Origin of the sequence: Seohaeicola sp. (genome assembly GCF_048006315.1) — a bacterium.
Taxonomy (GTDB): Bacteria; Pseudomonadota; Alphaproteobacteria; order Rhodobacterales; family Rhodobacteraceae; genus Seohaeicola.
On sequence record NZ_CP180350.1, the window covers coordinates 3,058,204 to 3,085,045 of the forward strand.

27 protein-coding genes and 1 riboswitch are annotated in these 26,842 nt (G+C 64.1%); of the genes, 16 read left to right on the forward strand and 11 right to left on the reverse strand.

Annotated elements, in window-relative coordinates:
• Nucleotides 1-69 precede the first annotated feature (69 nt).
• On the reverse strand, nucleotides 70-651 hold the full coding sequence (locus ACMUJL_RS15320) for a gamma-glutamylcyclotransferase family protein (RefSeq protein ID WP_068290536.1): 582 nt from the start codon (nucleotides 649-651) through the stop codon (nucleotides 70-72).
• Between the two features lie 92 nt (nucleotides 652-743).
• On the opposite strand from ACMUJL_RS15320, the gene ACMUJL_RS15325 reads away from it, so the two are divergent.
• The 5 genes from ACMUJL_RS15325 to ACMUJL_RS15345 all read left to right on the forward strand — a co-directional run bounded on the left by ACMUJL_RS15325 (nucleotide 744) and on the right by ACMUJL_RS15345 (nucleotide 7,481).
• A complete protein-coding gene (locus tag ACMUJL_RS15325) occupies nucleotides 744-1,190 on the forward strand; it encodes an RrF2 family transcriptional regulator (RefSeq protein WP_068290537.1) in 447 nt (148 codons plus the stop codon).
• Nucleotides 1,191-1,258: 68 nt separating this feature from the next.
• Nucleotides 1,259-1,343, forward strand: a riboswitch (glycine riboswitch).
• Nucleotides 1,344-1,498: 155 nt separating this feature from the next.
• Nucleotides 1,499-2,623 (forward strand): glycine cleavage system aminomethyltransferase GcvT, encoded by a 1,125-nt coding sequence (gcvT, locus tag ACMUJL_RS15330; protein WP_068290613.1) that lies wholly within the window; start codon nucleotides 1,499-1,501, stop codon nucleotides 2,621-2,623.
• A 30-nt stretch (nucleotides 2,624-2,653) separates the two neighbouring features.
• The gene (gene gcvH / locus ACMUJL_RS15335) at nucleotides 2,654-3,013 is read left to right on the forward strand and encodes a glycine cleavage system protein GcvH (RefSeq protein WP_068290538.1); all 360 of its coding nucleotides are present in this window, start codon (nucleotides 2,654-2,656) and stop codon (nucleotides 3,011-3,013) included.
• A gap of 107 nt (nucleotides 3,014-3,120) precedes the next feature.
• Nucleotides 3,121-5,970: an aminomethyl-transferring glycine dehydrogenase gene (gene gcvP / locus ACMUJL_RS15340; RefSeq protein ID WP_375573052.1), complete on the forward strand. Its 2,850-nt coding sequence runs from the start codon at nucleotides 3,121-3,123 to the stop codon at nucleotides 5,968-5,970.
• A 170-nt stretch (nucleotides 5,971-6,140) separates the two neighbouring features.
• Nucleotides 6,141-7,481, forward strand: a complete 1,341-nt coding sequence (locus ACMUJL_RS15345) for a flavin monoamine oxidase family protein (protein ID WP_375573050.1) — start codon at nucleotides 6,141-6,143, stop codon at nucleotides 7,479-7,481.
• Nucleotides 7,482-7,484: 3 nt separating this feature from the next.
• On the opposite strand, the gene ACMUJL_RS15350 is transcribed toward ACMUJL_RS15345, so the two are convergent.
• Both ACMUJL_RS15350 and ACMUJL_RS15355 read right to left on the reverse strand, forming a co-directional pair.
• Nucleotides 7,485-10,013 (reverse strand): ABC transporter permease, encoded by a 2,529-nt coding sequence (locus ACMUJL_RS15350; RefSeq protein WP_375573048.1) that lies wholly within the window; start codon nucleotides 10,011-10,013, stop codon nucleotides 7,485-7,487.
• Nucleotides 10,010-10,711, reverse strand: a complete 702-nt coding sequence (locus ACMUJL_RS15355) for an ABC transporter ATP-binding protein (protein WP_375573046.1) — start codon at nucleotides 10,709-10,711, stop codon at nucleotides 10,010-10,012. The genes ACMUJL_RS15350 and ACMUJL_RS15355 overlap by 4 nt, the downstream gene beginning before the upstream one ends.
• 4 nt (nucleotides 10,712-10,715) lie before the next feature.
• On the opposite strand from ACMUJL_RS15355, the gene ACMUJL_RS15360 reads away from it, so the two are divergent.
• Nucleotides 10,716-11,438 (forward strand): arylesterase, encoded by a 723-nt coding sequence (locus ACMUJL_RS15360; RefSeq protein WP_082896289.1) that lies wholly within the window; start codon nucleotides 10,716-10,718, stop codon nucleotides 11,436-11,438.
• Between the two features lie 99 nt (nucleotides 11,439-11,537).
• Here ACMUJL_RS15360 and ACMUJL_RS15365 read toward each other — a convergent pair whose 3' ends face one another.
• A complete protein-coding gene (locus ACMUJL_RS15365) occupies nucleotides 11,538-11,744 on the reverse strand; it encodes a cold-shock protein (protein WP_068290543.1) in 207 nt (68 codons plus the stop codon).
• Between the two features lie 276 nt (nucleotides 11,745-12,020).
• On the opposite strand from ACMUJL_RS15365, the gene trxC reads away from it, so the two are divergent.
• On the forward strand, nucleotides 12,021-12,452 hold the full coding sequence (gene trxC / locus ACMUJL_RS15370; protein WP_068290546.1) for a thioredoxin TrxC: 432 nt from the start codon (nucleotides 12,021-12,023) through the stop codon (nucleotides 12,450-12,452).
• A gap of 99 nt (nucleotides 12,453-12,551) precedes the next feature.
• Here the strand turns inward: trxC and ACMUJL_RS15375 are convergent, their stop codons facing one another.
• Entirely contained in the window at nucleotides 12,552-12,758 is a 207-nt protein-coding gene (locus tag ACMUJL_RS15375) for a cold-shock protein (protein ID WP_068290548.1), read from the reverse strand.
• 318 nt (nucleotides 12,759-13,076) lie between these two features.
• Between ACMUJL_RS15375 and ACMUJL_RS15380 the strand changes: the two genes are divergently transcribed.
• Entirely contained in the window at nucleotides 13,077-13,319 is a 243-nt protein-coding gene (locus ACMUJL_RS15380; protein ID WP_416914333.1) for a hypothetical protein, read from the forward strand.
• A gap of 93 nt (nucleotides 13,320-13,412) precedes the next feature.
• Complete coding sequence (locus ACMUJL_RS15385) at nucleotides 13,413-13,616, forward strand: YgaP family membrane protein (RefSeq protein WP_068290550.1); 204 nt, start codon at nucleotides 13,413-13,415, stop codon at nucleotides 13,614-13,616.
• A 75-nt stretch (nucleotides 13,617-13,691) separates the two neighbouring features.
• Here the strand turns inward: ACMUJL_RS15385 and ACMUJL_RS15390 are convergent, their stop codons facing one another.
• Together ACMUJL_RS15390 and ettA are read right to left on the reverse strand one after the other, a co-directional pair.
• Complete coding sequence (locus tag ACMUJL_RS15390) at nucleotides 13,692-14,258, reverse strand: L,D-transpeptidase (protein ID WP_375573041.1); 567 nt, start codon at nucleotides 14,256-14,258, stop codon at nucleotides 13,692-13,694.
• A gap of 131 nt (nucleotides 14,259-14,389) precedes the next feature.
• On the reverse strand, nucleotides 14,390-16,045 hold the full coding sequence (ettA, locus tag ACMUJL_RS15395; protein ID WP_068290552.1) for an energy-dependent translational throttle protein EttA: 1,656 nt from the start codon (nucleotides 16,043-16,045) through the stop codon (nucleotides 14,390-14,392).
• A gap of 172 nt (nucleotides 16,046-16,217) precedes the next feature.
• Here ettA and ACMUJL_RS15400 point away from each other — a divergent pair, with 172 nt between their 5' ends.
• On the forward strand, nucleotides 16,218-16,871 hold the full coding sequence (locus ACMUJL_RS15400; RefSeq protein ID WP_375573038.1) for a nicotinate-nucleotide adenylyltransferase: 654 nt from the start codon (nucleotides 16,218-16,220) through the stop codon (nucleotides 16,869-16,871).
• Between the two features lie 9 nt (nucleotides 16,872-16,880).
• A complete protein-coding gene (gene dacB, locus ACMUJL_RS15405) occupies nucleotides 16,881-18,380 on the forward strand; it encodes a D-alanyl-D-alanine carboxypeptidase/D-alanyl-D-alanine-endopeptidase (RefSeq protein WP_375573036.1) in 1,500 nt (499 codons plus the stop codon).
• Nucleotides 18,381-18,423: 43 nt separating this feature from the next.
• Here dacB and ACMUJL_RS15410 read toward each other — a convergent pair whose 3' ends face one another.
• On the reverse strand, nucleotides 18,424-19,059 hold the full coding sequence (locus tag ACMUJL_RS15410; RefSeq protein WP_375573034.1) for a hypothetical protein: 636 nt from the start codon (nucleotides 19,057-19,059) through the stop codon (nucleotides 18,424-18,426).
• Between the two features lie 368 nt (nucleotides 19,060-19,427).
• Nucleotides 19,428-19,853, reverse strand: a complete 426-nt coding sequence (locus ACMUJL_RS15415) for a tellurite resistance TerB family protein (RefSeq protein ID WP_068290558.1) — start codon at nucleotides 19,851-19,853, stop codon at nucleotides 19,428-19,430.
• Nucleotides 19,854-19,996: 143 nt separating this feature from the next.
• On the opposite strand from ACMUJL_RS15415, the gene ACMUJL_RS15420 reads away from it, so the two are divergent.
• The 3 genes from ACMUJL_RS15420 to ACMUJL_RS15430 all read left to right on the forward strand — a co-directional run bounded on the left by ACMUJL_RS15420 (nucleotide 19,997) and on the right by ACMUJL_RS15430 (nucleotide 24,460).
• Complete coding sequence (locus tag ACMUJL_RS15420) at nucleotides 19,997-21,571, forward strand: lysine--tRNA ligase (protein ID WP_375573032.1); 1,575 nt, start codon at nucleotides 19,997-19,999, stop codon at nucleotides 21,569-21,571.
• A 60-nt stretch (nucleotides 21,572-21,631) separates the two neighbouring features.
• Nucleotides 21,632-22,054: a DUF4864 domain-containing protein gene (locus ACMUJL_RS15425; protein WP_068290566.1), complete on the forward strand. Its 423-nt coding sequence runs from the start codon at nucleotides 21,632-21,634 to the stop codon at nucleotides 22,052-22,054.
• A 117-nt stretch (nucleotides 22,055-22,171) separates the two neighbouring features.
• Entirely contained in the window at nucleotides 22,172-24,460 is a 2,289-nt protein-coding gene (locus tag ACMUJL_RS15430) for a glycosyl hydrolase family 28-related protein (protein WP_068290569.1), read from the forward strand.
• Nucleotides 24,461-24,464: 4 nt separating this feature from the next.
• Here ACMUJL_RS15430 and ACMUJL_RS15435 read toward each other — a convergent pair whose 3' ends face one another.
• Both ACMUJL_RS15435 and ACMUJL_RS15440 read right to left on the reverse strand, forming a co-directional pair.
• The gene (locus ACMUJL_RS15435; protein ID WP_375573030.1) at nucleotides 24,465-24,998 is read right to left on the reverse strand and encodes a HugZ family protein; all 534 of its coding nucleotides are present in this window, start codon (nucleotides 24,996-24,998) and stop codon (nucleotides 24,465-24,467) included.
• Nucleotides 24,999-25,021: 23 nt separating this feature from the next.
• Nucleotides 25,022-25,720: a hypothetical protein gene (locus ACMUJL_RS15440; RefSeq protein WP_375573028.1), complete on the reverse strand. Its 699-nt coding sequence runs from the start codon at nucleotides 25,718-25,720 to the stop codon at nucleotides 25,022-25,024.
• Between the two features lie 162 nt (nucleotides 25,721-25,882).
• Between ACMUJL_RS15440 and ACMUJL_RS15445 the strand changes: the two genes are divergently transcribed.
• Together ACMUJL_RS15445 and ACMUJL_RS15450 are read left to right on the forward strand one after the other, a co-directional pair.
• A complete protein-coding gene (locus tag ACMUJL_RS15445) occupies nucleotides 25,883-26,200 on the forward strand; it encodes an antibiotic biosynthesis monooxygenase family protein (protein ID WP_375573026.1) in 318 nt (105 codons plus the stop codon).
• A gap of 123 nt (nucleotides 26,201-26,323) precedes the next feature.
• A complete protein-coding gene (locus ACMUJL_RS15450; RefSeq protein WP_375573024.1) occupies nucleotides 26,324-26,731 on the forward strand; it encodes a universal stress protein in 408 nt (135 codons plus the stop codon).
• Nucleotides 26,732-26,842 lie beyond the last annotated feature (111 nt).

Sequence of the window (26,842 nt, forward strand, 5' to 3'; positions counted from 1 at the left end):
TGTTCGACAAAGTCGAACTGCGTTCGACGATCCCCCCGAGGATATTTCGGGCAAGAAGAACGGGATGGCTTACAGGCCGGGCGGGCGCGTGGTGATGATCCTTGCGCCCAGGCTGTGCAGATGGGCATCGGTCATGGCGCGTTCGGCGGTGCTCAGCCGTTGATGGCGCGGATAGATGGGGGATGCGCGGTCGTCGAGGATCGGGGCCTCCCATCCGGTCGTGGTGGCGAAGAACCGCGCGACCCCATCCGCGCCGAATTCGCGGGCATAGCCCTGCACCACCACATCGAGATAGCTGAGCAGGACGGGAAAAGCCTCGGTCGGGGCGCGCCGGTTGTGCTGCGGGATCGCATAGACCGACACCGGCGGGCGGGGTGACAGATCATGCTGGACGGTTTCGCAAACCGGGTGGCGGTCATATGCGGCCTCGCGCGCATCGAGGGCGGCCCAGTCCGATCCCGGCACGGCGGCGATCAGCCCCTCGATCGTGGTGGTGGGATCGGGTTCTGCCGTCAGAAAGGCCACGGGCCGCAGGGCCGTATGCCGCCAGGCGCGCCGCCAGCCCGGCAGACTTGCGACGCGCGCCTGCCCGTAGTCATGCGTGGCGCGGTTGACCAGCGAGCCGTAGCCAAAGAAAAACGCATCTTTCATGCAAGTAATCCGCTCCTGTTGATCCATGTCAAACCCCGTGCCGTGGAATGTGGGCATTCTGGGCAGCGCCCACAAAGAGGGATGAGGCTGCCATGCGTATCACGAAAAGAACCAATCTTGCCATCCGTGTGCTGATGTATTGCGCCGCGCATGAGGACCGCCTGGTCACGAAATCCGAGATCGCGCAGTGTTGCAACACTTCCGAGAATCACCTGGCGCAGGTGATCAACCAGCTGGGGCAGATGGGATATCTGCATACGCAACGGGGGCGCAATGGTGGCCTGATGCTGGGTCGGCCCATGGCCGATATCCGGATCGGGGATGTGTTCCGCGCCCTTGAAAGCCAGGTGCCGCTGACCGAGTGCTTTGCCGATGTGGACAATACCTGCCCGCTGGTTGAGGCCTGCCGCCTGCGGATCGCCGTGGCCGATGCGGCCGAGGCGTTTTATGCCCATCTGGACGACATCACGCTGGATGCGCTGGTCTGCGGCAACGAGCGTCTGCTGGAGATCATGCAGCCCGTCACCTGTCGCGTCTGAAACGGCGGTTGCGACATTCTATCGAAAAACGACCACTTGTCGTTGTGATACGACTCGGCTAAGGCTGGGGCGTCAGATCGGGAGAACCGGGAAACCGGTGCCGAAGGAGCAACCGCCCCGGAAACTCTCAGGCCCAAGGACCGGTCGGACATGACGGACTCTGGAGAGTGGCGCCCCGTGCGTCCGCCGACGGGATAACGATCTCAGGCAACAGGACAGAGGGGGCATCAAGACCTGCGGATCGCGCGGGTGACGGATGCCGGATGATCGTTTCAGAACTGTCAGGGCGGCGCATCGAAGGGGATACGATGAGCGAGCTTTTGCATTTGCCGCTTGAGGCGCTGCACACCGAACTGGGTGCGCGGATGGTGCCTTTTGCCGGATATTCCATGCCGGTCCAGTATGGTCTTGGCGTGATGAAGGAACATCAGCACACGCGCGCGGCGGCGGGCCTGTTCGATGTCAGCCACATGGGGCAGGTGATCCTGCGGGGGGCGGATTACGCGGCGGTCGCGCAGGCGATGGAGGCGCTGGTGCCCGTCGATATCGCGGGGCTGGGCCTGAACCGGCAACGCTATGGATTTTTCACCAATGATGCGGGCGGGATCGAGGATGACCTGATGCTGGCCAACCGGGGCGATCACCTGTTCGTGGTGATCAACGCGGCCTGCAAGGATGCCGATATCGCACTGATGCGCGCGGGTCTGCCGGCGGATGTGACGCTTGAGGTCGTCGAGGACCGCGCGTTGCTGGCCCTGCAGGGGCCGCTGGCCGAGGATGTGCTGGCGGGTCTCAACGACCATGTGCGCGCGATGCGTTTCATGGATGTGGCCGACCTGGTGCTGGAAGGCGCGGACTGCTGGGTCTCGCGCTCGGGCTATACCGGCGAGGACGGGTTCGAGATTTCGGTGCCGGTCGACGCCGCCGAAGCTTTGGCGCGTCGCCTGCTGACAGATGCCCGTGTCGAGGCGATCGGCCTTGGCGCGCGCGACTCCCTGCGGCTTGAGGCGGGGCTTTGCCTTTACGGCCATGATATCGACGCTGCCACTTCGCCGGTCGAGGCGGGGCTGTCCTGGGCGATCCAGAAGGTGCGCCGCACCGGCGGCGCGCGCGAGGGTGGTTTTCCCGGCGCGGCGCGCATCCTTGCCGAATTGACCGATGGCGCGCCACGCGCCCGCGTAGGCCTCAGCCCCGAGGGCCGCGCGCCGATGCGCGAAGGTGTTGCGCTTTACGCGGCCGCCGAGGGTGGCGATCCGGTGGGGCATATCACCTCCGGCGGGTTCGGCCCGACGGTGGGCGCGCCCGTTGCCATGGGTATGGTCGCGCGCGACCATGCCGCCCGGGGCACGCAGCTTTACGGGGATGTGCGCGGCAAGCGTCTGCCCGTCGCCGTGGTGGCGCTGCCATTCACGCCCGCGAATTTCAAACGATAACGTCAGCGCCAACCAAGAGGGACCAGAGCGATGAAATATACCGAAGATCATGAATGGCTGCGCGTCGAGGGCGATGTGGTCGTGGTCGGGATCACCGAACATGCCAGCACCCAACTGGGCGACGTGGTCTTCGTCGAACTGCCCGAGGTGGGCACGATGGTCGCCGCCGGTGACGAGATCGTCGTGATCGAAAGCGTCAAGGCTGCCTCGGATATCGCGGCCCCCCTCGATGGCGAGATCGTCGAGATCAACGAGGCCATCGTGGATGAGCCCAGCAAGGTCAACGAGGATCCGCTGGGCGCCGCATGGTTCTTCAAGATGAAGATCGATGACCTGTCCGCGCTGGACCAGTTCATGGACGAGGACGAATACAAGGAACTGGTGGACTGACAGGCGCCACCCGGCCGGCATCCCGCGTGACATGCGCGGTGCCGGCCCAAGCCGGGCGCATCAGCGTCCGGTGATGACATGGTATCGAACAGTAAGGGACCCGGGCGATGAGCTTCAAGCCGACCGACTATCTGCCGTATGATTTTGCCAACCGCCGCCACATCGGACCGTCTCCGGCCGAAATGGCGGATATGCTCAAGGTGGTCGGCGCCGCCGATCTGGGCGCGCTGATCGATGACACCTTGCCGCCGGCGATCCGGCAGAAGCAGCCGCTGGAATTCGAAAAACCCCGGTCCGAACGCGAATTGCTCTATCACATGCGTCAGGTCGGCAAGCGCAACACCGTGCTGACCAGCCTGATCGGCCAAGGGTTCCACGGCACCGTCACGCCCCCCGCGATCCAGCGCAACATCCTGGAAAACCCGGCATGGTACACGGCCTATACGCCCTATCAGCCGGAAATCAGCCAGGGCCGGCTTGAGGCGCTTCTGAACTACCAGACCATGGTCAGCGACCTGACCGGGCTGGAAATCGCGAATGCCTCGCTGCTGGATGAAGCGACCGCCGCCGCCGAGGCGATGACCATGGCGCAGCGCGTGGCCAAGTCCAAGGCCACGGCCTTCTTCGTGGATGAAAACTGCCATCCGCAGAACATTGCCGTGATCCAGACCCGCGCCGCCCCCTTGGGGATCGAGGTGATCGTTGGCGCGCCCGACGACCTTCCCGCCGACCGCGTCTTTGCTGCGATCTTCCAGTATCCGGGCACCTACGGCACCCTGACCGATTTCACCGCGCAGATGGACGCGCTGCATGCCAACAAGGCGATCGGTATCGTGATCGCCGATCCGCTGGCGCTGTGCCTGCTCAAGGAACCGGGCGCGATGGGCGCCGATATCGCCGTGGGCAGCACGCAGCGTTTCGGCGTGCCGCTGGGCTATGGCGGCCCGCACGCCGCCTACATGGCGTGCCGCGACGCCTTCAAGCGGGCCATGCCGGGTCGCCTTGTGGGTGTGTCCATCGACAGCCATGGCAACCGCGCCTACCGGCTGTCCCTGCAAACCCGCGAGCAGCATATCCGCCGCGAAAAGGCCACGTCGAACGTCTGCACCGCGCAGGCGCTGCTGGCCGTCATGGCCTCGTTCTACGCGGTGTTCCATGGCCCCGAAGGTCTGAAGGCCATCGCGCAGCGCATTCACCGCAAGACCGTGCGCCTGGCCCGCGGGCTGACCGAGGCGGGCTTTACCGTCGAGCAGACCCATTTCTTCGACACGATCACCGTGGATGTCGGCCCGCTGCAGGCGGCCGTGATGAAATCGGCGGTGGATGAAGGGATCAACCTGCGCGCCGTGGGCCGCACCCGCATCGGTATCACGCTGGACGAAGTCACCCGCCCCGCCACGATTGAGGCTGTGTGGCGCGCCTTCGGCATCACCCGCAAGGACGAAGGCATCAGCCCCGGTTATGCCCTGCCCGACGCGCTGGTGCGGCAGTCGCCCTATCTGACCCATGGCGTGTTCCACATGAACCGCGCCGAGACCGAGATGATGCGCTACATGCGCCGTCTGGCTGACCGCGACCTTGCGCTGGACCGCGCGATGATCCCGCTGGGCAGCTGCACGATGAAGCTGAACTCGGCCGCCGAGATGATGCCGCTCAGCTGGCCGGAATTCTCGGACATGCATCCCTTCGTGCCGCTGGATCAGGCCGCAGGATATACCCATATCGTCAATGACCTGAGCGACAAGCTGTGCCAGGTCACCGGATATGACGGCATGTCGATGCAGCCCAACTCCGGCGCGCAGGGCGAATATGCCGGGCTTCTGACCATCGCCGCCTATCAGCGCGCGAATGGCCAGGGGCACCGCAACATCTGCCTCATTCCGATGAACGCCCATGGCACCAACCCCGCATCCGCGCAGATGGTGGGCTGGACGGTGGTGCCGGTCGAATCCTCTGACAATGGCGACATCGATCTCGATGATTTCCGGGCCAAGGCGGAATTGCATTCGGCCAATCTGGCGGGCTGCATGATCACCTACCCCTCGACCCATGGGGTGTTCGAGGAAACCGTGATCGAGGTCTGCAAGATCACCCATGATCACGGCGGTCAGGTCTATATCGACGGGGCCAACATGAACGCCATGGTGGGCCTGTCCCGCCCCGGCGATCTGGGTGGCGATGTCAGCCACCTCAACCTGCACAAGACCTTTGCCATCCCGCATGGCGGCGGTGGCCCCGGCATGGGGCCCATCGGCGTCAAGGCGCATCTGGTGCCCTATCTGCCGGGCCATCCGATGACGGGCGGCACTGAGGGTCCGGTGTCCGGCTCGCCCTACGGCTCGGCCTCGATCCTTACCATCAGCTGGGCCTATTGCCTGATGATGGGCGGCGAAGGTTTGACACAGGCGACGCGCGTGGCGATCCTGAACGCCAACTACATCGCCAAGCGGCTCGAAGGGGCCTACAAGATCCTCTACAAGGGGCCGTCGGGTCGGGTTGCGCATGAATGCATCATCGACGTGCGTCCCTTCGCAGACAGCGCCGGGGTCACGGTCGAGGATATTGCAAAGCGCCTGATCGATTGCGGCTTCCACGCACCCACGATGAGCTGGCCGGTGGCCGGCACCCTGATGGTGGAGCCGACCGAGTCCGAGACCAAGGCCGAGCTGGACCGCTTCTGCGATGCGATGCTGGCCATTCGTGACGAGATCCGCGCGATCGAAGAGGGCCGTATCGACGTAGCCAACAACCCGCTCAAGAACGCGCCGCACACGGTCGAGGATCTGGTGGGAGACTGGGATCGTCCCTACACCCGCGAACAGGGCTGCTTCCCTCCGGGTGCGTTCCGCGTGGACAAGTACTGGCCGCCGGTCAACCGCGTGGATAACGCATGGGGCGACCGTCACCTGGTCTGCACCTGCCCGCCGATGAGCGATTACGCCGAAGCGGCGGAATAAGGCGCGAAACCGGGCAAAGCGTTTAGAAGTGGTAAACGCCAGCCTGTAACGCGCTGATATTGCAGGGCCTGCAATATGTCCCATCCTGGGACACAGGCCCGGAACGCCGCCAGGGATACCCTTGGCGGCGTTTCACTGTTCCTTGTTCAAAGCTGGTCAAGAGTGATGCGATGCCCCACCAACTGACGCGCCGCCCCTTTCTGGCGGGTCTCGCCGCAAGCCTTGCCCCTGTGTACCCTCGGCGGGCCGATGCCGCGCCTCGCCGCATTGCTGTGATCGGGGCGGGCATCGCCGGTCTTGCCGCCGCGCGGCTGCTGACGGATGCGGGGCATCAGGTCACGCTGATCGAGGCGCGGGGCCGCATTGGCGGACGCATCCATACCTCGCGCCTGTGGCCGGACCTGCCGATGGATCTGGGCGCCAGCTGGATACATGGGCAGCAGGGCAATCCGCTGACCCCGCTGGCCCAGGCTGCCGGGGCCAAGCTGGTCCAGACCAGCTATGATGCCTCAGTCCTCCTCGGACCCGACGGGGCAGAGATCGACCCCGACCTGCGGCAGGCCGAAACGATCCTGACCCGCGCGATCAACGCCGCCGCACGGCTGGACGCCGATACATCGGTCCTGGCCGCGCTGCATGCCTCGAGCGGCTGGCAAAGGGCCAACGCCGCCCAACGCCGCCTTGTGATGTATCTGCTCAACAGCCTGCTGGAGCAGGAATACGGCGGGCCGGCGCATCAGCTTTCCGCATGGTATGGGCAGGAGAGCACTGAATTCGGCGGGCCTGATGTTCTGTTTCCGCAGGGGTTCGATCAGATCACCACCCATCTGGCGCGCGGTCTGGACATCCGCCTGTCCGCGCCTGTCTCCTCGGTGGAACCGGGTCAGGTGCGTCTGGCGGACGGGCTGCGCATCGCAGCGGATCATGTGATCTGCACGGTCCCGCTGGGCGTGCTGCAATCGGATAAGCTGCGCTTTGCCGAGGCGCTGCATCCCGCGCGGCAAGCGGCGATTGACGGGCTGCAGATGGGGCTTCTGAACAAATGCTGGCTGCGGTTTGACCGCGTGGCATGGCCGGATGACGTGGACTGGATCGGCTGGCTTGGTCCGGAACCGGGGTATTGGGGGGAATGGGTGTCGTTGGCGCGCGGCATTGGCGCTCCGGTTCTGGTGGGCTTCAACGCGGCGGATGCCGCCGCATCACTGGAAGCTCTGGATGATCGGGCCACGGTTGCGGCAGCGCTTGCGGCGCTGCGCGCCATGTTCGGTACGCGCTTTCCCGCGCCTGTCGCGGCGCAGGTGACGCGCTGGGGGCAGGACCCCTTCAGCCTTGGCAGCTACAGTTTCAACGCCGTGGGAACAGGGCCTGCGACCCGGCGGGCCCTGGCGGGGCCGGATTGGGATGCTCGGCTGTGGTTCGCGGGCGAAGCCTGCGCGCCTGCCCATTTCGGAACGGCGCATGGTGCGTTGATGTCGGGGCAGGCTGTCGCGCAAGCGTTGCTGGAGGGCTGAGGCCTATTCCCGCGCGCGCAGCACCTGTGCCGGACGCGCCGCCAGCGGCCGCCACGCGAAGGCAAGGCCGGACAGCAGCGTGGCCAGCACACCGCCCAGCACGATGGCGATGGCCGAGGGCCAGATCACGGTAAAGCCCGTCTGCATCACGTAATGGCTGACGGCCCAGCCACCCGCGATGCCTGCACCGATGGCCACGACACCTGCCGCTGCCCCCAGAAGGGCGGCGCGCAGCGCAAAGCTGCGCAGGATGCGGCCACGGCTCGCGCCCAGCGTCTTGAGCACGGCCGCCTCGTAGGTGCGGGCGCGTTCGCCCGCCGCCGCGGCACCGATCAGGACCAGAAAGCCGGTCAGCAATGTCGCCGCCGCACCATAGGATGTGGCCGCTGCCAGCCCCGCCAGCACGCCCGAGACCTGATCGATGGCGTCGCGCACCCGGATGGCGGTGATGTTCGGGGCCGATCCCGCCACATCGCGCAGGATCTGCGCCTCGGCCTCTTCCTCGGCGTAGACGGTCGAGATGAAGGTATGGGGTGCCCCCGCCAGCGCGCGTTCGTTCATGGTCAGCACGAAGCCCATGCCGCCGGTGGAAAAATCAACCTCGCGCAGGCTGGTGATCGTGCCGGTGATGTCGCGGCCCAGCACGTTCATCGTCAGCGTGTCGCCGAGGCCGATGCCCATCTCGCGGGCTTCTTCCTCGGCAAAGCTGATCTGGGGCGGGCCGTCGTAATCGTCTGGCCACCATTCACCTGCAAGTATCCGGGTGCCTTCGGGCATCGCGCCGGCATAGGTCACGGCGCGGTCGCCGGTGACGACCCAGTGATCGCCTGCCACCTCGCGCGCGGGGCGGTCGTTGATCTGCGTGATCACGCCGCGCAGCATGGGGGCACTGTCGATGCGCGACACGGCGGGATCATTTTCCAGCCGCTCCATGAAGGCGGGCATCTGGTCGCGCTGGATATCCACGAAGAAATAGGAGGGGGCCACGTCCGGCAGATCGCGGGCGATGGCGCCGCGCAGGTTGCCGTCGATCTGGCCAACGGCGGCCAGCACGGACAGGCCAAGCCCCAGGGACAGCACCACGGATGTGGCCTCGTCCCGCTGGCCGCCAATGGCGGCCAGGGCCCAGCGCAGCACCGGGCGACCCCTGGCCACGCCGCGCATGCGCTTGGTCAGGGCGCGCACCGCAAACGCGGTGAGCACCAGCAGCAGCAAGGCGCCCAGAATGCCGCCCGCGGTCCATAGCGTCAGCATCGCCGCGCCGGAAAAGGCCACGGCAGTTCCGATCAGCGCCGCCAGAAGCAGCAGGATCACCACGAGCATGCGCAGCGGCGGCAGTATCTTGCTGGACGACAGGGCATCGCGGAAAAGGGTGGCGGCGCGCACCTCTTCGGTGCGTGACAGGGGCCAGAGGGTAAAGATCAGCGCCGTCAGTGCGCCATAGATCGCGGCCTCCAGAAGCGGGGCGGGGTGGATCGTGAAGACGGCGGGCACCGGCAGGCGCGCCTCGAGGAATGGCCCCAGCGCAAGCGGGATCGCCGCGCCAAGCGCAAGCCCCATGGCGATGCCCAACAGGCTGAGCGCGCCGATCTGCAGGAAATAGGTCTGAAAGATCGTGGCCCGGTCTGCACCAAGCGTGCGCAGGGTCGCGATCACGCTGGTCTTGCCCGCCAGGTAGGCGCGCACGGCGGCGGATACGCCCACCCCGCCGACGGCAAGGCCAGAGAGGCCCACGAGGATCAGGAACGACCCCAGCCGTTCCACGAAACGCGCCACGCTGGGCGCGCCGTTGCGGCTGTCGCGCCAGCGCGCCCCCGCGCCTTCGAAGGCTGCCAAGGCTTGCGCGCGCATCGCGTCAAGGTCGCTGCCCTCGGGCAGAAGCATGCGGTATTCGGTGGAATAGAGCGATCCTGCCGTCAGCAATCCGGCATTGGCGAGGGCTTCGGTTGCGACAATCGTGCGCGGGCCAAGGCCAAAGCCATCGGCCCCGGCATCAGGTTCGCGCGCGATCGCGGCCATCAGGCGGAATTCCTGCGTGCCAAGGCGGAACGTGTCGCCGATCTGCAGGCCCATGCGGTCGATCAGCAGGGGATGCACCACGGCGCCGGGCAGACCGTCAGACCCGGCAAGGGCCTGCGACAACGGCATATCGGGCGACAGTTCGATCTGTCCGATCAGCGGATAGGCGGCATCGACCGATTTGACCTGCGTCAGGCCACGCTCTGCCGTGTCGCCCGCGCCCTTCACAAGCATCGACCGGAAATCCGTCACCTCGGATACCGCCTTGGCGAGGCCGTCGAGAACGGCGCGTTCCTCGGGGGTGGCGAAGCGGTAGGTCAGATCGATCTCGGCATCGCCGCCCAGGATGGCGGCCCCCTCGCGCGCCAACCCTGCCTCGATGCTGGAGCGCACAGAGCCCACGGCGGCAATGGCGGCGACGCCCAGTGTCAGGCAAGCCAAGAAGATGCGAAAACCCTTGAGGCCGCCGCGCAATTCGCGGGCGGCAAAGCGGGCGGCGATGCGCAGGCTCATTCCGCGGCCTCGGCCTTGGTCGTGGCGTCCGTGTCGATGCGCCCGTCGCGCAGGCGCACGACGCGATCGCAGCGGGCGGCCAGTTCGTCGGAATGGGTGACCAGCACCAGCGTCGCGCCGTGCTTGTCGCGCAGGCCGAACAACAGCTCGATGATGGCGGCGCCGTTGCTGCCATCCAGATTGCCCGTTGGTTCATCCGCCAGCAGGATATCGGGGCGCGGGGCCGATGCGCGCGCCAGTGCCACGCGCTGCTGTTCGCCCCCCGACATCTGCGAGGGGTAGTGATCGGCGCGGCTGGCCAGTCCCACGGCCTCAAGCTCGGCTCGGGCGCGGGCAAAGGCATCCTTGTGCCCGGCCAGTTCCAGCGGGGTCGCGACGTTTTCCAGCGCGGTCATCGTGGGAATGAGGTGGAAGGATTGGAACACCACCCCCATATGATCCCTGCGGAAGCGGGCCAGCTGATCCTCGGTCATCGTGGTGAGGTCCTGGCCCAGGGCCGTGATCCGGCCACCCGTGGCGCGTTCCAGCCCGCCCATCAGCATGAGGAGAGAGGACTTGCCAGAACCAGACGGCCCCACAAGACCCAGCGTTTCACCCTTCTGGACATCCAGCGAGATGCCGTGGAGGATATCCACGCGGCCCGCGTTCCCATCAAGCGAGAGGGCCGCGTCAGTCAGGGAAATCACCGGAGATGTCATCAGTATGCGCCTGCTTTCAATTGCTTGTCTGACATATGGGGCCTTGCGGGCATGGGGCAAGGGCTGTGCCGCCCTTGTTCTGGCGCTTGGGCTGGTCCTTGCCCAGTCCGCCGACGCGCAGCAGACCCGTACCCTGCCACTGTCGATCGTGGCCTTTGGCGACAGCCTCACGCAGGGCTACGGGCTGATCGAAGAGGAAGGTTTCGTGCCGCAACTGCGCGCCTGGCTTGATGCAAAGGGACAAACGGTGCGGGTGGTCAATGCGGGTGTGTCGGGCGATACGACGGCCGGCGGGTTGTCGCGGGTCGAGTGGACGTTGACGCCGGACATTCACGGCATGATCGTGGCGCTGGGTGGCAATGACGTTCTGCGCGGGCTGGATCCCGCCGTGACGCGCGCAAATGTCGAGGGCATCCTGAAAGCCGCACAAGCGGCTGATGTGCCGGTCCTGCTGGTGGGCATGCAGGCGCCCGGAAACTATGGACCGGAATTCAAGGCGGCGTTCGAGGCGATCTGGCCGGAGTTGGCCGAGACCTATGGCGCGCTTTATTTCGAAAGTTTCTTCGAGGGGCTGGGTGACGGGGACCTGTCTGCGGCGCAGGCCTATTTTCAGGATGACGGGATCCATCCGAATGCCGAAGGCGTGGGGCTGATCGTGGACGCTATGGGGCCGGCCGTGCTGGAATTGATCGCGGCGGCGGCGGAGCGGCGGGCGGCCAAAGGGTGATCACGGAAGGCGCCGCTTGCGCCGGTCACATGACAGCCGGTCACATGACAAAGGGGCCCCGCGACAGGGCCCCTTTTTCGTCTTCAACCGATCCAGTGATCAGGCCAGAGAAATGTTCACAGCGGATTCACGACCATCGCGGCCCGGTTCGATGTCGAACTTGACCTTCTGATTGTCGGCAAGACCGGTCAGACCCGAACGCTCGACCGCCGAAATGTGAACGAAGACATCCTTGCTGCCGCCATCGGGCGCAATGAAGCCGTAGCCTTTGGTTGTGTTGAACCATTTCACGGTGCCAGTGGCCATACCGCATCTCCTTAACAGATCTGCTGCCCGCACTGTGCGGCAGCCCGGCTAGTCAGTGCATAATCGAGGTACTGACCTGTGAAGGAGCAGGCTATTCGATAGTGTTAACGTCGCGCTTTTGATTATGTGTATGGTCAGGAGTCATTTCAAGAGGGATATTTGGCTGAAATTGCCGGTTTTCGGGGCTTTTTCCGCAGTTTTTTGATGGTGAGAGACTTTTTTGCCGGTTGGGCAATCGTATATATAAAGTCGAATATCAGCATGGAGAAGGCTGTCATGGCTTCCAGAAAACTGACCTGCCTGTCCTGTGGGCAGGTGAACCGTGTTCCCGAGGACAGGCTGACCGCTGGCCCCAAATGCGGAACATGCGGCGCCGGGCTGATTTCGGGCAAGGCGGTCGAGATCGATCTTGCCACGCTGCAGAAGGCCGCGCGCAATGACGAATTGCCGCTGGTGGTCGACTTCTGGGCGCCCTGGTGCGGCCCCTGCCGCATGATGGCGCCCGAGTTTTCCAAGGCGGCCGGTGCGCTGTCGGGTCAGGCACGCCTGGTCAAGCTGAACACCGAGGACAATCCGCAGGCGGGTGCGCTGTACAACATCAGGGGCATCCCGACGATGGCGGCCTTCGCGGGCGGGCGAGAGCGCAAACGCCAGTCAGGGGCAATGCCTGCGGCGGGGATCGTCGACTGGGTGAACGGGGCAGTCTGAAGGGCGCTGCCCAAGACCGCAAGGCCGGTGCCGAGAATGCAAAACGGGCGCGCAGATCCCTGCGCGCCCGTTTCCATTCCTGCCCCTTGGGGCGAAATATTATGCCAGCGAAAGGTTGGTCGCGGATTCGCGGCCGTCACGACCTGCTTCGATGTCGAAGGTCACTTTCTGGTTGTCGGCCAGGCCGGTCAGGCCCGAACGCTCGACTGCCGAGATGTGCACGAACACATCTTTGCTGCCGCCATCGGGTGCAATGAAGCCGAAGCCTTTGGTGGTGTTGAACCATTTCACGGTGCCAGTAGCCATATCCGTGTTCTCCTGTCTTGTGTCGCCATCCGCGTCAGTGCGATGGCCCGGCGTTGGTCGGTCTGGATCGAAGGACTGAGCGCCGTTGGACGGAAGACAGTGGTCGAAAAAGAATAACGTAGCAGGGCCGCGTATGGCAGAGACCTGCCCATTAAGCAAGGATATTCGGGACTTCGGCCTGATTGGGCGGAATTTGCCGAATTTGGCTGAAGTTTTCGCGATCCGCCCTCGACAATTCAGGCATTCATCACATTTCGGTCTTACCAAAGAACGTGTGCGGGACTTGAAGGAGAGGCAAGAATGGACGGAGGTATGTATATGTCACGGGAGAACGAAGTCATGCGACAGGCAGCGGTGCGGGAGGCGGCCATGGCCTCGATCCGGCGCAAGGATATGGCGCAGATGGCTGGCGGTCACGCCGTGATGGCGGGCCTGATGGGATTTGGCGAGGCAGCTGAGGGCAAGGGCCTGTTTGCCAAGATCGTGCATGGCGCGAAACTGTTCTGCATCGCCTTCGCCTTTCTGACGCCCAACTATCTTGTCTGGCACGTCCTGCTGTAATCGTATTCAAATACTTGAATGTCATTTCGATCCGGGCTATATCAGAGGTAACGCAGGCGCATGGTGAGTCTGCCCCTGACAAGGAAGAAAGACATGACACTTGATCGTAGCGTGATGATGTTTGCAGGCTTCATGGTTCTGCTGAGCGTGGTGCTGACCGCCCTGGTTTCGCCGCTGTTCATGTGGTTCACCGTGTTCATCGGTGTGAACCTGATCCAATCCTCGATCACCGGGTTCTGCCCGGCGGCCAGCATCTTCAAGAAATTCGGCGTGAAAAGCGGCTGCGCCTTCAAATAAGGTCCGGCCCGGAAACAAGAAAAGGGGGGTGCCATCGGCGCCCCCCTTTTTCGATGTCATGCGCAGTGGCGCGGATCAGAGAACCGTCACGACCGTGCCCACTGGCACCCGTTGGTAAAGGTCGATCACATGGTCGTTGATCATGCGGATGCAGCCGTTCGACACCGACCGGCCGATGCTTTGCGGTTCGGTCGTGCCATGAATGCGGAAATAGGTGTCGCGCCCATTCTGGAACAGGTAAAGCGCGCGCGCCCCCAGCGGGTTGCCGGGGCCACCGGGCTGCACATAGTCATTGTCGACGAACTTGGCATAGGCGCGCGGGTCGCGTTCGATCATCTCGTTGGTGGGACGCCAGGTTGGCCATTCTTTCTTGACGCTGATCGTGGCGGTGCCGGTGAATTCCAGCCCGGCCTTGCCGACGCCCACACCGTAGCGGCGGGCGCGGCCGCTCTCGGTCACGAAATACAGGAAATGCGCGCGCGGCAGCACCAGTAGCTGGCCGACACCGTATTGCGCGTCAAAGTTCACATCCTGCGGGGCGAAACGGGGATTGAGCGTGAATGTCTTGGCCTGCGCAAACACGGTCTGCGGCACGGTGGCGGCGGCCATGGTCGAGGCGATGAAAGAGCGGCGCGTGATCATGTCGGGGTCAAAATCCTTGTTACCTATGCAAAAGAGGTGCCATCCCGAGGGGATTCGATCAAGCCGGAGCAAGCCCCGGATGCTGCTTTCGGGCGGATCGTGCCTTTCGGATCAATCCGCCCGGTCAGTCGTCAGCGCGTGAACTTCTTGAACTTGATGCGCTTGGGTTCCAGCGCATCGGCGCCAAGGCGGCGTTTCTTGTCTTCTTCGTATTGCTCGAAGTTGCCTTCGAACCATTCGACATGGGCATTGCCTTCGAAAGCCAGGATATGCGTGCAGATCCGGTCAAGGAAGAAGCGGTCGTGCGAGATGACCACGGCGCAGCCCGCGAAATCCACCAGCGCGTCTTCCAGTGCGCGGAGGGTTTCCACGTCAAGGTCGTTGGTCGGTTCGTCAAGCAGCAGCACGTTGCCCCCCGAACGCAGCAGGCGCGCCATGTGGACGCGGTTGCGTTCACCGCCCGACAGAAGCGAGACCTTCTTCTGCTGGTCGCCGCCCTTGAAGTTGAAGGCCGAGCAATAGGCCCGCGCGTTCACCTCGGCGTCGCCCAGCTTGATGATGTCCTGCCCGTCGGCGATGGCTTCCCACACGTTTTCATTGGGGTTCAGATCGTCGCGGTTCTGATCGACATAGGACAGCTTGACCGTGTCGCCATATTCGACGGTGCCCTCATCGGCCTGTTCCTGACCCGTCAGGATGCGGAAAAGGGTGGTTTTACCTGCACCGTTGGGGCCGATCACGCCGACGATGCCGCCGGGCGGCAGCGAAAAGCTCAGGTCTTCGACCAGCAGCTTGTCGCCCATGTGCTTTTTCAGCCCGTTCACCTCGATCACCTTGTTGCCAAGGCGGGGACCGTTGGGGATGACGATCTGGGCATTGGCCAGTTTCTCGCGTTCGGACTGGCTGGCCATTTCGTTATAGGCGTTGATACGGGCTTTGGATTTGGCCTGACGCGCCTTGGCGCCCTGCCGCATCCATTCCAGTTCGCGTTCCAGCGTCTTCTGCTTGGACTTGTCCTCGCGGGCTTCCTGCGCCAGGCGCTTGGCCTTCTGTTCCAGCCAGCTGGAATAATTCCCCTCGTAGGGAATGCCGCGACCGCGATCCAGTTCCAGGATCCAGCCGGTGATGTCATCCAGGAAGTAACGGTCATGGGTGACGATCAGGATGGTGCCCGGATAGGCGATCAGGTGGTTCTGCAACCAGGCGATGGTTTCGGCGTCCAGGTGGTTGGTCGGTTCGTCCAGAAGCAGCATGTCGGGCGCTTGCAGCAACAGCTTGCAAAGGGCCACGCGGCGTTTTTCACCGCCCGAGAGCAGGGTCACATCGGCATCATCCGGCGGGCAGCGCAGCGCCTCGAGGGAGATGTCGATCTGGCTGTCCAGATCCCAGAGGTTTTCCGCGTCGATCTGGTCCTGAAGGGCCGCCATCTCATCGGCGGTCTCGTCCGAGTAATTCATCGCCAGTTCGTTGTAGCGATCAAGGATGGCCTTTTTCTTGGCCACGCCCAGCATCACGTTGCCGCGCACGTCCAGTGACGGGTCCAGTTCCGGCTCCTGGGGCAGGTAGCCCACGGTCGCGCCTTCGGCATGCCAGGCTTCACCCTGAAAATCCTTGTCCATGCCGGCCATGATCTTGAGCAGGGTGGATTTACCCGAGCCGTTGACGCCGACGACACCGATCTTGACGCCAGGCAGGAAGTTCAGGTGGATATTCTCGAAGCATTTCTTGCCGCCGGGGTAGGTCTTGGACACACCCTGCATGTGATAGACGTATTGATAGGCTGCCATTCGGATCGCTCCTTGAGGGGAATGCGTGGGTTTGGCCCGTAGATAACCATCAAGGGGCGCGGGGGCAATGCGCTGCGAAGGGCAGGGCACCGCCTGATTGACAAAGCGGGCGCGGCGTTGACAACTGCGCCGCCGGATATCGCAAAGGGATGCGCCCGGGATTGGAGAGGTGATGCGCCACGAGCTACCCCATGCACGCCCCGGTGAGGTGATCGGCCTTCTGGGCGGATCCTTCGATCCGGCCCATGCGGGGCACGTGCATATCACGCGCGCGGCGCTCAGGCTGTTCGGGCTGGACCGGGTCTGGTGGCTGGTCAGCCCCGGCAATCCGCTGAAGGCGCGGGGGCCAGCACCCATGGCGGACCGGATGGCGCGGGCGCGTTCCATTCTTGGCGATCCCCGCGTGATCGTCACCGATTTCGAGGCGCGCGCCGGCACGCGCTACACGGCGGAAACCCTTGCGGCGCTGCAGGCGGCCTATCCGGGCGTGCGCTTTGTGTGGTTGATGGGTGCGGACAACCTTGTGCAGTTCGACAAGTGGCAGGACTGGCGCCAGATCATGGCACGGGTGCCCGTGGGCGTTCTGGCGCGGCCGGGGCAGAACCTGCCCGCGCGGGCCAGCCGCGCGGCACGGATCTATCGTGCGGCGCGGATCAAACCCACCTTCAGCCGGGCTCTGGCCCATGCGGATGCCCCGGCGTGGTGTTTCGTCAATCTGCCGCTGCGGGACATATCGTCTTCGGCGATCCGGGCGCGCGGTGGATGGATGGCGGGGCAGCCGCCTCACGCGGATGTGGGCTTGTCTGGGCAGGGCCCGGACGAGTAGGCTTCAGGCATGAGTGATTTTGTTTCGAGACGTGGTTTTCTTGCCGGTTCGGTCGCGGCGATGGCCCTTACGGGCCTTCCTGCTTGCGCGAATGCGCCGACCCAATCTCTGCGCCCGGCCTTGCGCCCGGTTGGTGGTCTGGCCGGGACAGTGCCTGCGGCCGATGCGCTTGTCAGCAAGGCGCAACTGGGCGGTGAGGTGGTCTATGCCCTCGCGGATGCCGAAACCGGAGTGATGCTCGAGGCACGCCAACCGCAGCGCGGCCTGCCTCCTGCCAGCGTGGTCAAGGCGCTGACCGCGATCTACGCGCTGGATGCCTTGGGGCCGGCGCATCGCTTCGAGACCCGGTTGATGGCGACGGGGCCGGTGCAGAACGGCATTCTTGCGGGTGATCTGGTGCTGGCGGGCGGTGGCGATCCGATGCTGGATACCAACGCGCTGGCCGAGATGGCGGCCAAGCTGAAAGCGGCCGGGGTGCGCGAGGTGCGGGGGCGCTTCCTGGTCTGGGGTGGCGCCTTGCCCTATGCATCGGTCATCGACCCGGATCAGCCCGATCATGTCGGCTATAACCCCGCCGTGTCGGGGCTTTCGCTGAACTTCAACCGGGTGCATTTCGAATGGAAACGCAACGGGCAGGGCTATGGCGTGACGATGGATGCCCGTTCCGATCGCTACCGTCCCGATGTGCGGGTGGCGCGCATGTCCATCGTGGCGCGTGATCTGCCGGTCTATACCTATTCCGATGCGCAGGGCATCGACCAATGGACGGTGGCGCAATCCGCCCTTGGCAAGGGTGGCGCGCGCTGGTTGCCGGTGCGACGCCCCGAGATCTATGCGGGCGAGGTGTTTCGCACCTTCGCGGGGGCCCAGGGAATCCGGTTGCCTGCCGAACAGGTGGCGCGCGGTCTTCCGGCAGGCACCGTGATCGTGCGCCAGCAAAGCCAGCCCTTGCCCGAAATCCTGCGCGACATGCTGCGCTATTCGACCAATCTGACCGCCGAGATGGTGGGTCTGGCGGCGACGCTTGCCAAGGGCGGGCAGCCGGGATCGCTGGCGGCATCGGCGGGTGCGATGAACACATGGGCCAACCGGTCGCTGGGTCTGTCGTCACCGTCGCTTGTGGACCATTCGGGGCTTGGCGACCGGTCGCGCCTGGCGGCGGCAGACATGGTGGCCGCTCTGGTGCGCGCGCGGGGGCAGGGGATGCTGCCCGATCTGATGCGGGCCTATCCGCTGAAGGATGACAACGGGCGCCAGTCGGACAGCCATCCGGTCAAGGTCAATGCCAAGACCGGTACACTGAATTTCGTCAGCGGCCTTGCGGGTTACATGGCACGCGACAAGGGGCGTCCGCTGGCCTTCGCGATCTTCGCCGCGGATGCCAAGCGGCGTGACGGCATTCCCCGCGCCGAGCGGGAGCGCCCGCAAGGCGCGCAGGGCTGGAACCGCCGGGCCAGATCCCTGCAACAGGACCTGATCGAGCGGTGGGGCACGCTTTACAGCGCATGATGCGACGCGCCTTCGGTCGGGCGCGCCACATCATCCGGGATCGTCAGAACTTGTAGGACACGCCCAGCGTAATGAAGGGCAGTATCTTGATGTCGCTCAGGTCGCTGTTTGCCTGCGCCAGATCGGCGTCGAACTGCGCCCGTTCGGTCGGGTTGGTGATCGAATCCTGTCCTGTCGTGGTCAGCTCAAGGCTGGTGAAGCGCGCACCGATTTCCGCGACGATACCCCAGTTGTTCCCCAGCGTCCGGGCATAGCCAATGGCCAGGACCGGTGCCACATCGCGTTTCTGTTTCAACTCGGCCGCGAAGTTGCCGGTGTAGGTATTGCCTTCGATCGTGAGGGTCGTGGCCGTGCCCTCAAGCTGGTAGCCCCCCAGTGACAGGCCGCCCGACAGCCTGAGGCCGCTGTTGCCAAGGCTGTAATCCGCCATGATCGCGCCCGAGTTCGATGTCAGCTTGCCGTCGATGTCATTGCCGTCGACATCGAAATTGTCGGAAAAAGACCCCAGATAGAGGGCCGCACGCGCGCCCCATGGTCCGGCGATGTCGAGCTTGGGTGCGATATAAAGGCCAAGCGTGGACAGGCCCCCTTCGATCGTCATGTTTTCGAGGCTTTGCGCCGAGGCGCCGGTTGCCACGCCCGAAGCCAGCAGGACCCCTGCGAAGAATGCATTTTTCAAGACTGGTTACTCCGTCACTCTGAAACACGATTGAACAGGGCAGGCAAAGGCGCCGCCCCAGCACACCGAGGCTAGGCTGACCGGGCAGGCGTTACAACCATAGATGACGCGCTGCCACACTGCGTGGCAAGGCGTCACCCATCGGCAACAAGCATGTCGGTGGTCAGGTCGCGGCCCCGATGATCGAGACAGCGCAAAGGATCAACAAACCGGTCACAAGCAATACGGGGCGCGACATGGCGGCCCTCCCTTCGGGAAATATGGTTGAATGAACACAAGCTCTAATGACTTGGACTGAATGGGCCCAGTCTGCCGAATTCGCGATCAGGTTCAACCCCTTGAGGGCAGGTTTGTGGCCGAATCCCTGTTCAGGCCTTCATGTGCCGCGCGCGTGCGCCGCGTTCGATCGCGGCCGCGTGCAGCCGGTCGATATTCAGCTCGTACCGGATTTCTTCCAGCAGACGCAGCTCTGTCTCGAGGATCCGGCCGTCGGCGGCGGCCACGTCGCAGGCCAGGGCATAGGCGGTCTCGAACAGGCGCTCGGGCAGGTTGTCGCGCACCAGTCCGAACAGGGCATCCAGCCCGTCTTCCTCGGAAAACAGGTCGAACACGGTCTGCGCGGTCAGGTTCATCCGGTCGATGTCGTAATCGCCGAAGATCGGCAGATGGTTCACCGCCGCCTGGATGCGCACAAGTTCGGACGTGCGGATGCTTTCGTCCGACAGGGACACCGCGATCATCACGGCGACAAGGCAATCCTGCGGGCTGAGGGGGTGGGGCAATTGATCCGTCATGGCAATTCCTGAAATCTGGGCGCAAAAATGCGTGTTGCAGTGCAGAATATTGACTGTCAGGGGGCGTAGCAATAGGAAGCCACGATTGACCTGCGCGCCCTGCGCGGTTCCCTGCCTGATGTCCCGACATGATGGAGACTGACATGACCGATCTGCGCGATGCCGCCCTTGCCTCGAAAGCCTGGCCCTTTGAGGAAGCGCGCAAACTGGTCAAACGGTATGAAAAGGCGCCGCCCGCCAAGGGGCATGTGCTGTTCGAGACCGGCTACGGCCCTTCGGGACTGCCGCATATCGGCACCTTCGGCGAGGTGGCGCGCACCACGATGATCCGGCGCGCGTTCGAGCTGATCTCGGATATCCCGACACGGCTGATCTGTTTTTCGGATGACGTGGACGGGATGCGCAAGGTTCCCGACAACGTGCCCAACCCCGAGATGCTGCGCGAGCATCTGCAGCGCCCGCTGACCTCGGTGCCCGATCCGTTTGGGCAGTACGACAGTTTTGGCCATCACAACAACGCCATGCTGCGCCGGTTCCTGGATACTTTCGGTTTCGAATACGAATTCATCAGCGCGACCGAGTTCTACAAGTCGGGTCAGTTCGACGCGATCCTGCTGCGGGCGGTCGAGCGCTATGATGCGCTGATGGAGGTCATGCTGAAATCGCTGCGCGAGGAAAGGCGGCAGACCTATTCGATCTTTCTGCCGATCCACCCCGAGACGGGTCGCGTCCTTTACGTGCCGATGAAAGAGGTGAACGCCAAGGACGGCACCATTACCTTTGACGACGAAGACGGGCGCGAATGGACGCTTCCGGTCACCGGCGGCAACGTCAAGCTGCAGTGGAAGCCCGACTTCGGCGCGCGCTGGGCGGCGCTGGATGTCGATTTCGAGATGTACGGCAAGGATCACAGCACCAACACGCCGATCTATGACCGCATCTGCGAGATCCTGGGCGGTCGCAAGCCCGAGCATTTCACATACGAGCTGTTCCTGGACGAAAACGGCGAAAAGATCAGCAAATCCAAGGGGAACGGTCTGACCATCGACGAATGGCTGACCTATGCCAGCACGGAATCGCTGTCGTATTTCATGTATCAGAAGCCCAAGACCGCCAAGCGGATGCATTTCGACGTGATCCCGCGCGCGGTGGACGAATACCATCAGCAGCTGCGCGCCTATCCCGATCAGGATGCGGCAGGCAAGGTGAACAACCCGGTCTGGCACATCCATGGTGGCAACCCGCCCGCAAGCCACATGGTGGTGCCGTTCTCGATGTTGCTGAACCTTGCGTCTGTCTCGGCGGCCGAGGACAAGGACAAGCTGTGGGGCTTCATCCGCCGCTACGCGCCCGACGCCAGCCCCGAGACCAACCCGGACATGGATCAGGCCGCCGGTTTCACGGTGCGCTACTACAACGATTTCGTGAAGCCGCATAAGGTCTACCGCGCGCCCAGCGACCTTGAGCGTGAGGCGTTCGTTGATCTGCGTGACCAGCTGAAGACCTGGGATGGCGGGCTGGATGCCGAGGCCCTGCAGGGCCTGGTGTTCGCCGTGGGGCGCGACCGGTTCGATCCGCTGCGTGACTGGTTCACCGCACTTTACGAGGTGCTGCTGGGGGCCAGCCAGGGGCCGCGCTTCGGCGGGTTCATCGCGCTTTACGGCGTGGATGAAACCGTGGCCCTGATCGACCGTGCACTGGCAGGCGATCTGAGCTGAGGGATTGACGCATCGTCACCCCGGTCTAGCTGATCCTTCATGACATGCGGAGGATCGGCCATGACGCTTGTGCAGGCACTGGGACGGATGATGGCGCTGGTGGTGCTGGCCCTCTGGCTGGGCACAGGGGCGGCCACAGCGCAGGATCGGGGCATAGAGGACACGATCGGCCAGCAGCTCGAGGCGTTCAAGGCCGACGATTTCGGTGCCGCGTTCGATTTTGCCAGCCCGATGATCAAGAATATCTTCCGCACGCCCGAGAATTTCGGCGCGATGGTCCGGCAGGGCTATCCGATGGTCTGGCGACCGGGGGAAGTCACCTACCTGGAACAGCGCGAAATCGCGGGTGCCATCTGGCAGATGGTCCGCATCGTCGATGGCGCCGGGCGGGTGCATATTCTTGATTACCAGATGATCCAGACACCCGAGGGTTGGCAGATCAACGGTGTTCAGCTTCTCGAACAGCCCGAGGTCAGCGCCTGACCCCCACCTGACCCCCGCCGGGGCACCGTCACGGTGCCATCGGGCTTCGTTAATCAGTCGTTGATAGATCCCTGACCAGCCGGGCGCATTGCCGGGCCGTGGTGGAAAGGGATCCCGATGAACAAAGCGATTACCGATGGCGTGGTCTTGATGCCCCCTCCGTTCGAGGCAGGGCTTGATGTGTGGTCCAGCCAGGACGGAACACCGGGTTCCGACACCTACCTGGCGGCGGCCAATGCGGGCTTTGTTCCGGCGGATCAGGATTTTGCCGGTTGCCTTGAAATGCAGAAGACGCAGACCGTGCAGCGCCTGCGCTACATGGGCGAAACCCCGCTGCTGCCGGGCTGCTACCTGCGCATCACGGCGCGCGTGAAGGCGATCAGCGGGGCGCTGCCCACCGTGCGCATCGCCGGATGGGCCGGGGGCGCGGGTGGGGTCAACGTGGCAGGCGTGCCGCAGACGGGTCCGGCCGTTGCCCTGCAAAGCTATGGCCGCGTGACCGAGGTCAGCGCCATCGTGGGGGCGGGCGCGCGGTCCGGCGTCGATATGGTCTGGGGCGGGTTGCCGCTTTATGGTCATTTCGGGTTGGACCTGACCGGGCCGAATGGCGGCATCGTTCGGATCGACGATCTGGTGATCGAGGATATCACCTCGGTCTTTCATCGCGACATGATGAACTGGGTCGATGTGCGCGATTACGGGGCGGTGGGCGACGGTGCCACGGATGATCACGCCGCCTTCGTTGCGGCGGATCAGGCGGCGGCGGGGCGGCGCATCCTTGTCTCGGCCGGGACTTACCTGATCGGGCAGAGCCTGACGATCAACAGCCGCATCCAGTTCGAGGGCACGCTGAGCATGCCCACCGAGGCAATCCTGTCGCTGACCCGCGATTTCGACCTTCCTGCCTATATCGACGCTTTCGGGGACGAGGTGCTGGCCTTCCGCAAGGCGTTCCAGGCGCTGCTGAACAACGTCGATCACGAGTCCCTGGACCTGGGCGGGCGGCGCATCCAGCTGCGCGGTCCCATCGACATGGCCGCAGCCGTGCCGAACCGCACGCAATTCGCGCAGCGCCGCCATATCCGCAATGGACAGTTCTTCGTCGAGGAAAACGCAGCCTGGGCGACAGAGGTATTCACCTCGCAGGCGACCTATGCGCTGGGCGATCCCCTGCGCCTGACCGGCGTGGCCAATGTGGCCAATATCCCCGTAGGCTCGTTGATCGAGGGCAATGGCGTGGGGCGCGAGGTCTATGTCCGCGCCAAGAACGTCGGAACCGGCGAGATCACCCTGTCGATGCCCCTGTTCGACGCGGCAGGCACGCAGACCTATACCTTCCGCCGCTTCAAGTACGTTCTGGATTTCAGCGGCTTTTCGCAGCTTTCGCGCTTTTCCATGTCGGATATCGAGTTCCTGTGTGGCGGGCGGGCCAGCGGGATCATGTTGGCCCCGACGGGGCTGACCTTTCACGTCAAGGACTGCTTTTTCACCACGCCGCGCGACCGGGGCCTGACCTCGATCGGGATCGGGTGTCAGGGGATGCTGATCGACCGCTGCCAGTTCCTGTCCAACGAGATCCAGACCCGCGCGCAGGACCGCACGTCGATTGCGCTGAACGCCAATGCCAATGACGTCAAGCTGCGCGACAACCGGATCACCCAGTTCCGCCATTTCGCCGTGCTGGGCGGGACCGCCAGCATCATCGCAAGCAACCATTGGTTCCAGGGCGATGACGAGCCGGGTGGCGTCCGCACCGGGGGGCTGATCCTGACCTCCAGCCACAACCGGGCCACCATCACCGGCAACTATATCGACAACTGCTTCATCGAATGGACCAACGAACACGATCCCGAACCCGCCTTCAGCAGCGAGTTCTCGTTCAGTGCGCTGAGTGTCACGGGCAATATCTTCCAGGCGATCGATGTTGCCCCGTGGTTCCGCTTCTTCGTGGTCAAGCCGCATGGGGCCGGGCATTTCATCAGCGGTTTGACGATGACGGGCAACGTGTTCCGCGCGATCCGGGGCGATATCGACCGGGTCGAACATGTCGACACCTCCTTTGCGGATCTCGACTATGGCCGGATGCGGAACATCCTGGTGCAAGGCAACCTGTTCAACTCGGTGGTGCAGGGGATCGTCAATCCGGTCGCGATCCAGCATGTGCAGAACACCGTGGCCGAAACATGGGTGGTCAATGCGGGTGGCCCGCTGCCCTTCGGCGGCTTTGCGCAGCAGGTCGAGGCCGTGGTGGCGAGGGGACCCATCCGCAACGCATCCAACGTGATCCGCTACGACATGCCCCATGCGGTGACCGAACAGGGTGCGGCGCGCAATCTGGTTCACCTTGGCTGGCCGCAGGCGGTGTCAGGTACGGTGTCGGTGATGACGCGGATGGATAACCCGTGACGGATCAGAGGCCAAGATCGTCAGGAGTCAGCACGAAGGCGCGCCCGAAGCCACCGTTCAGGTAGGCGCGCTGCACATCGAACATGGCAAAGGAAAAATCGGCAAAGCCGATGTACAGCCTGGCCTTGGGGTGGTCGCGCAGCCAATGCGCGGCCATCTCGTCATGTCCGGCCTCGCCATGCTGCAGGAAATGGGCTTGCGCTTGCAGTGTCAGGCGCGGATGGGTCAGCGGATCGCCTCGGGTTCCCGGCTCGCCCAGCAGGATCGACGCGGCCGGGTTGGCCTTGAGCGCGCGCGTATGATGCGACAGGTCCGAGACCAGTGTCGCGGGCTGTCCCTGCGGCGTGCGGCCGAAGGCCACGCGCGTGACCATGGGCGCGCCCGTGTCAGGGTCGATCACGCCAAGGGCTGCGTGCCGCGCCTGCAGCATCAGGTCCTGCGCAAGGCTGCGGGCCTCGTCATCCGTCGGCCGGATCGGGTTGGGTTTGTCGGTGCTCATCACCGCAAAATAGGCCGCGCGGTCAGGCAGGACAAGCATGGTGCCGCGTCATGCAGGCTGTTTCAGAAGGTGCTCCAGAGGCCGATCTTCACCCCCCGTTCATCGCTGCCCTGCAAGGCATGGAACAGGCCGAATTCAAGGTGCATCCGGTCGTTCAGGCGATAGGTGACGGATGGGACGATCCGCAGGAAGGCGGGATCCGGCAGGGTCCCTTCGGTCCGGAACAGCAGTACGCTGTTGTGCAGATCGACCAGCCCGGTCTGAAGCTGCAGCATCATGGTCCAGTCGGATGGCGGCGCATCGGCACGCGATGGGGTGAAGCCCAGCGTTATATCCGTTTTCAGATCGATCTCCTGCGCGGCCATGTCGACTTCGAGAAGGGTGTCGACGGCTATCCATCCCGTGCCATGGCGCGTCGTGATGTTGCGCCCGAAGGACAGGCCGGGGCGCAAAACCGGCTGTCCTGCAATCTCGCCCAGGCCGATTTCCGCAGCGATCAGCCAGCCGAAGGATTGACCGAAAGGCGCACGCAGAAAGGCCACGGTCTTGGTCTGGCCTGACACGCTGCGGCCGGCGTCCAGACCAAGCGTGATGCGTGGTATCAGGCCGTATTCCGCGAACAGCGCTGTATAGCTGTCGGTGCCGCCGATCCCCTGCCAGGTGCTGAGGCTGGCAAAGCCCGTGCCAGAGGCGCGCGGCCACGCGCCGGCATGGGCCTGACCGGCCAACAGGCAGCAGAACAAGACCAGCATCCGTCCCATCGCGGAACCCCCCCATCGGCCAAGGATCGCCCTGCAAGGTAAATCCAAGGTTAACAACAGCGGGTTTGGGCAAGGTGATTGTCATGCTATCATGCCGGCCGGAGGGCGCGGGTAGCCATGCCGCCGCGCCATCCAGACCGTGCAGGCCAGGGAGGACATGACATGCCCCAGATCAAGACACCCGCCGATTGCCAGACCGTGATCACCACCTTCGAAATGACGCCGGGCACCTGCCAGGATCTGCTTGAGGCGCTGAACGCCGCCTATGCCGAATTCATCTCGAAGCAACCGGGTTTCATCGCGGCCGGGCTGCATGTGAACGATGCCCAGACCCGCATCGCCAATTACTCGCAATGGCGCAGCCGCGAGGATTTCCAGGCGATGCTGCGCACCCCGGAAATGCGTGCGCGCAACCGGACCCTGGCCGCGCTGTGCAAGACCTTCGAGCCGGTCATGTATGACGTGGTCGCCACCTACTGATCCGGTCGGCCAGACCAGCCGGATGCGACGATCGCACCCCTGTTGCAGCCGATATGACATGGATCAAGGACCGTCAGGGTTGTGTGGTGTCTGCTGATCCGGCCATCACAGGAGGAAAACCCGATGTACAAGAATATCATGGTGCCCATTTCGTTCGATGAGGATCGCAACGCCAAGGGAGCGATCGACGTGGCCAAGGCACTGGCCAGCGACGGCGCGAAAATCACCCTTCTGCATGTGATGGAACAGATCCCGGGCTATGCGATTTCCTACATGCCGCCCGCCTATATCACGGAAAGCCGCAAGGCGATCCAGACCGAGCTTGAGGCCCTGGCCGCAGATGCGCCGGGCGGCGAGGCCGTTCTGGTCGAGGGGCATTCCGGCCGCACGATCCTGGATTGGGCCGACAAGCATGGCGTCGATTGCATCGTCATCGCCTCGCATCGTCCGGGCATGCAGGACCTGCTGCTGGGGTCGACCGCGACCACGGTGGTGCGCCACGCGGGCTGCGCGGTGCATGTCATTCGCTGAGCGGCGTCGTGCCAGGACGCTGGCTGCGGACATGGATATTTGAAGCAAGAAGAAACAGGGGCCGGTTTGCATGGCCCGGCCCTTGCGGGCATGATCGGCCTGCGAAACACG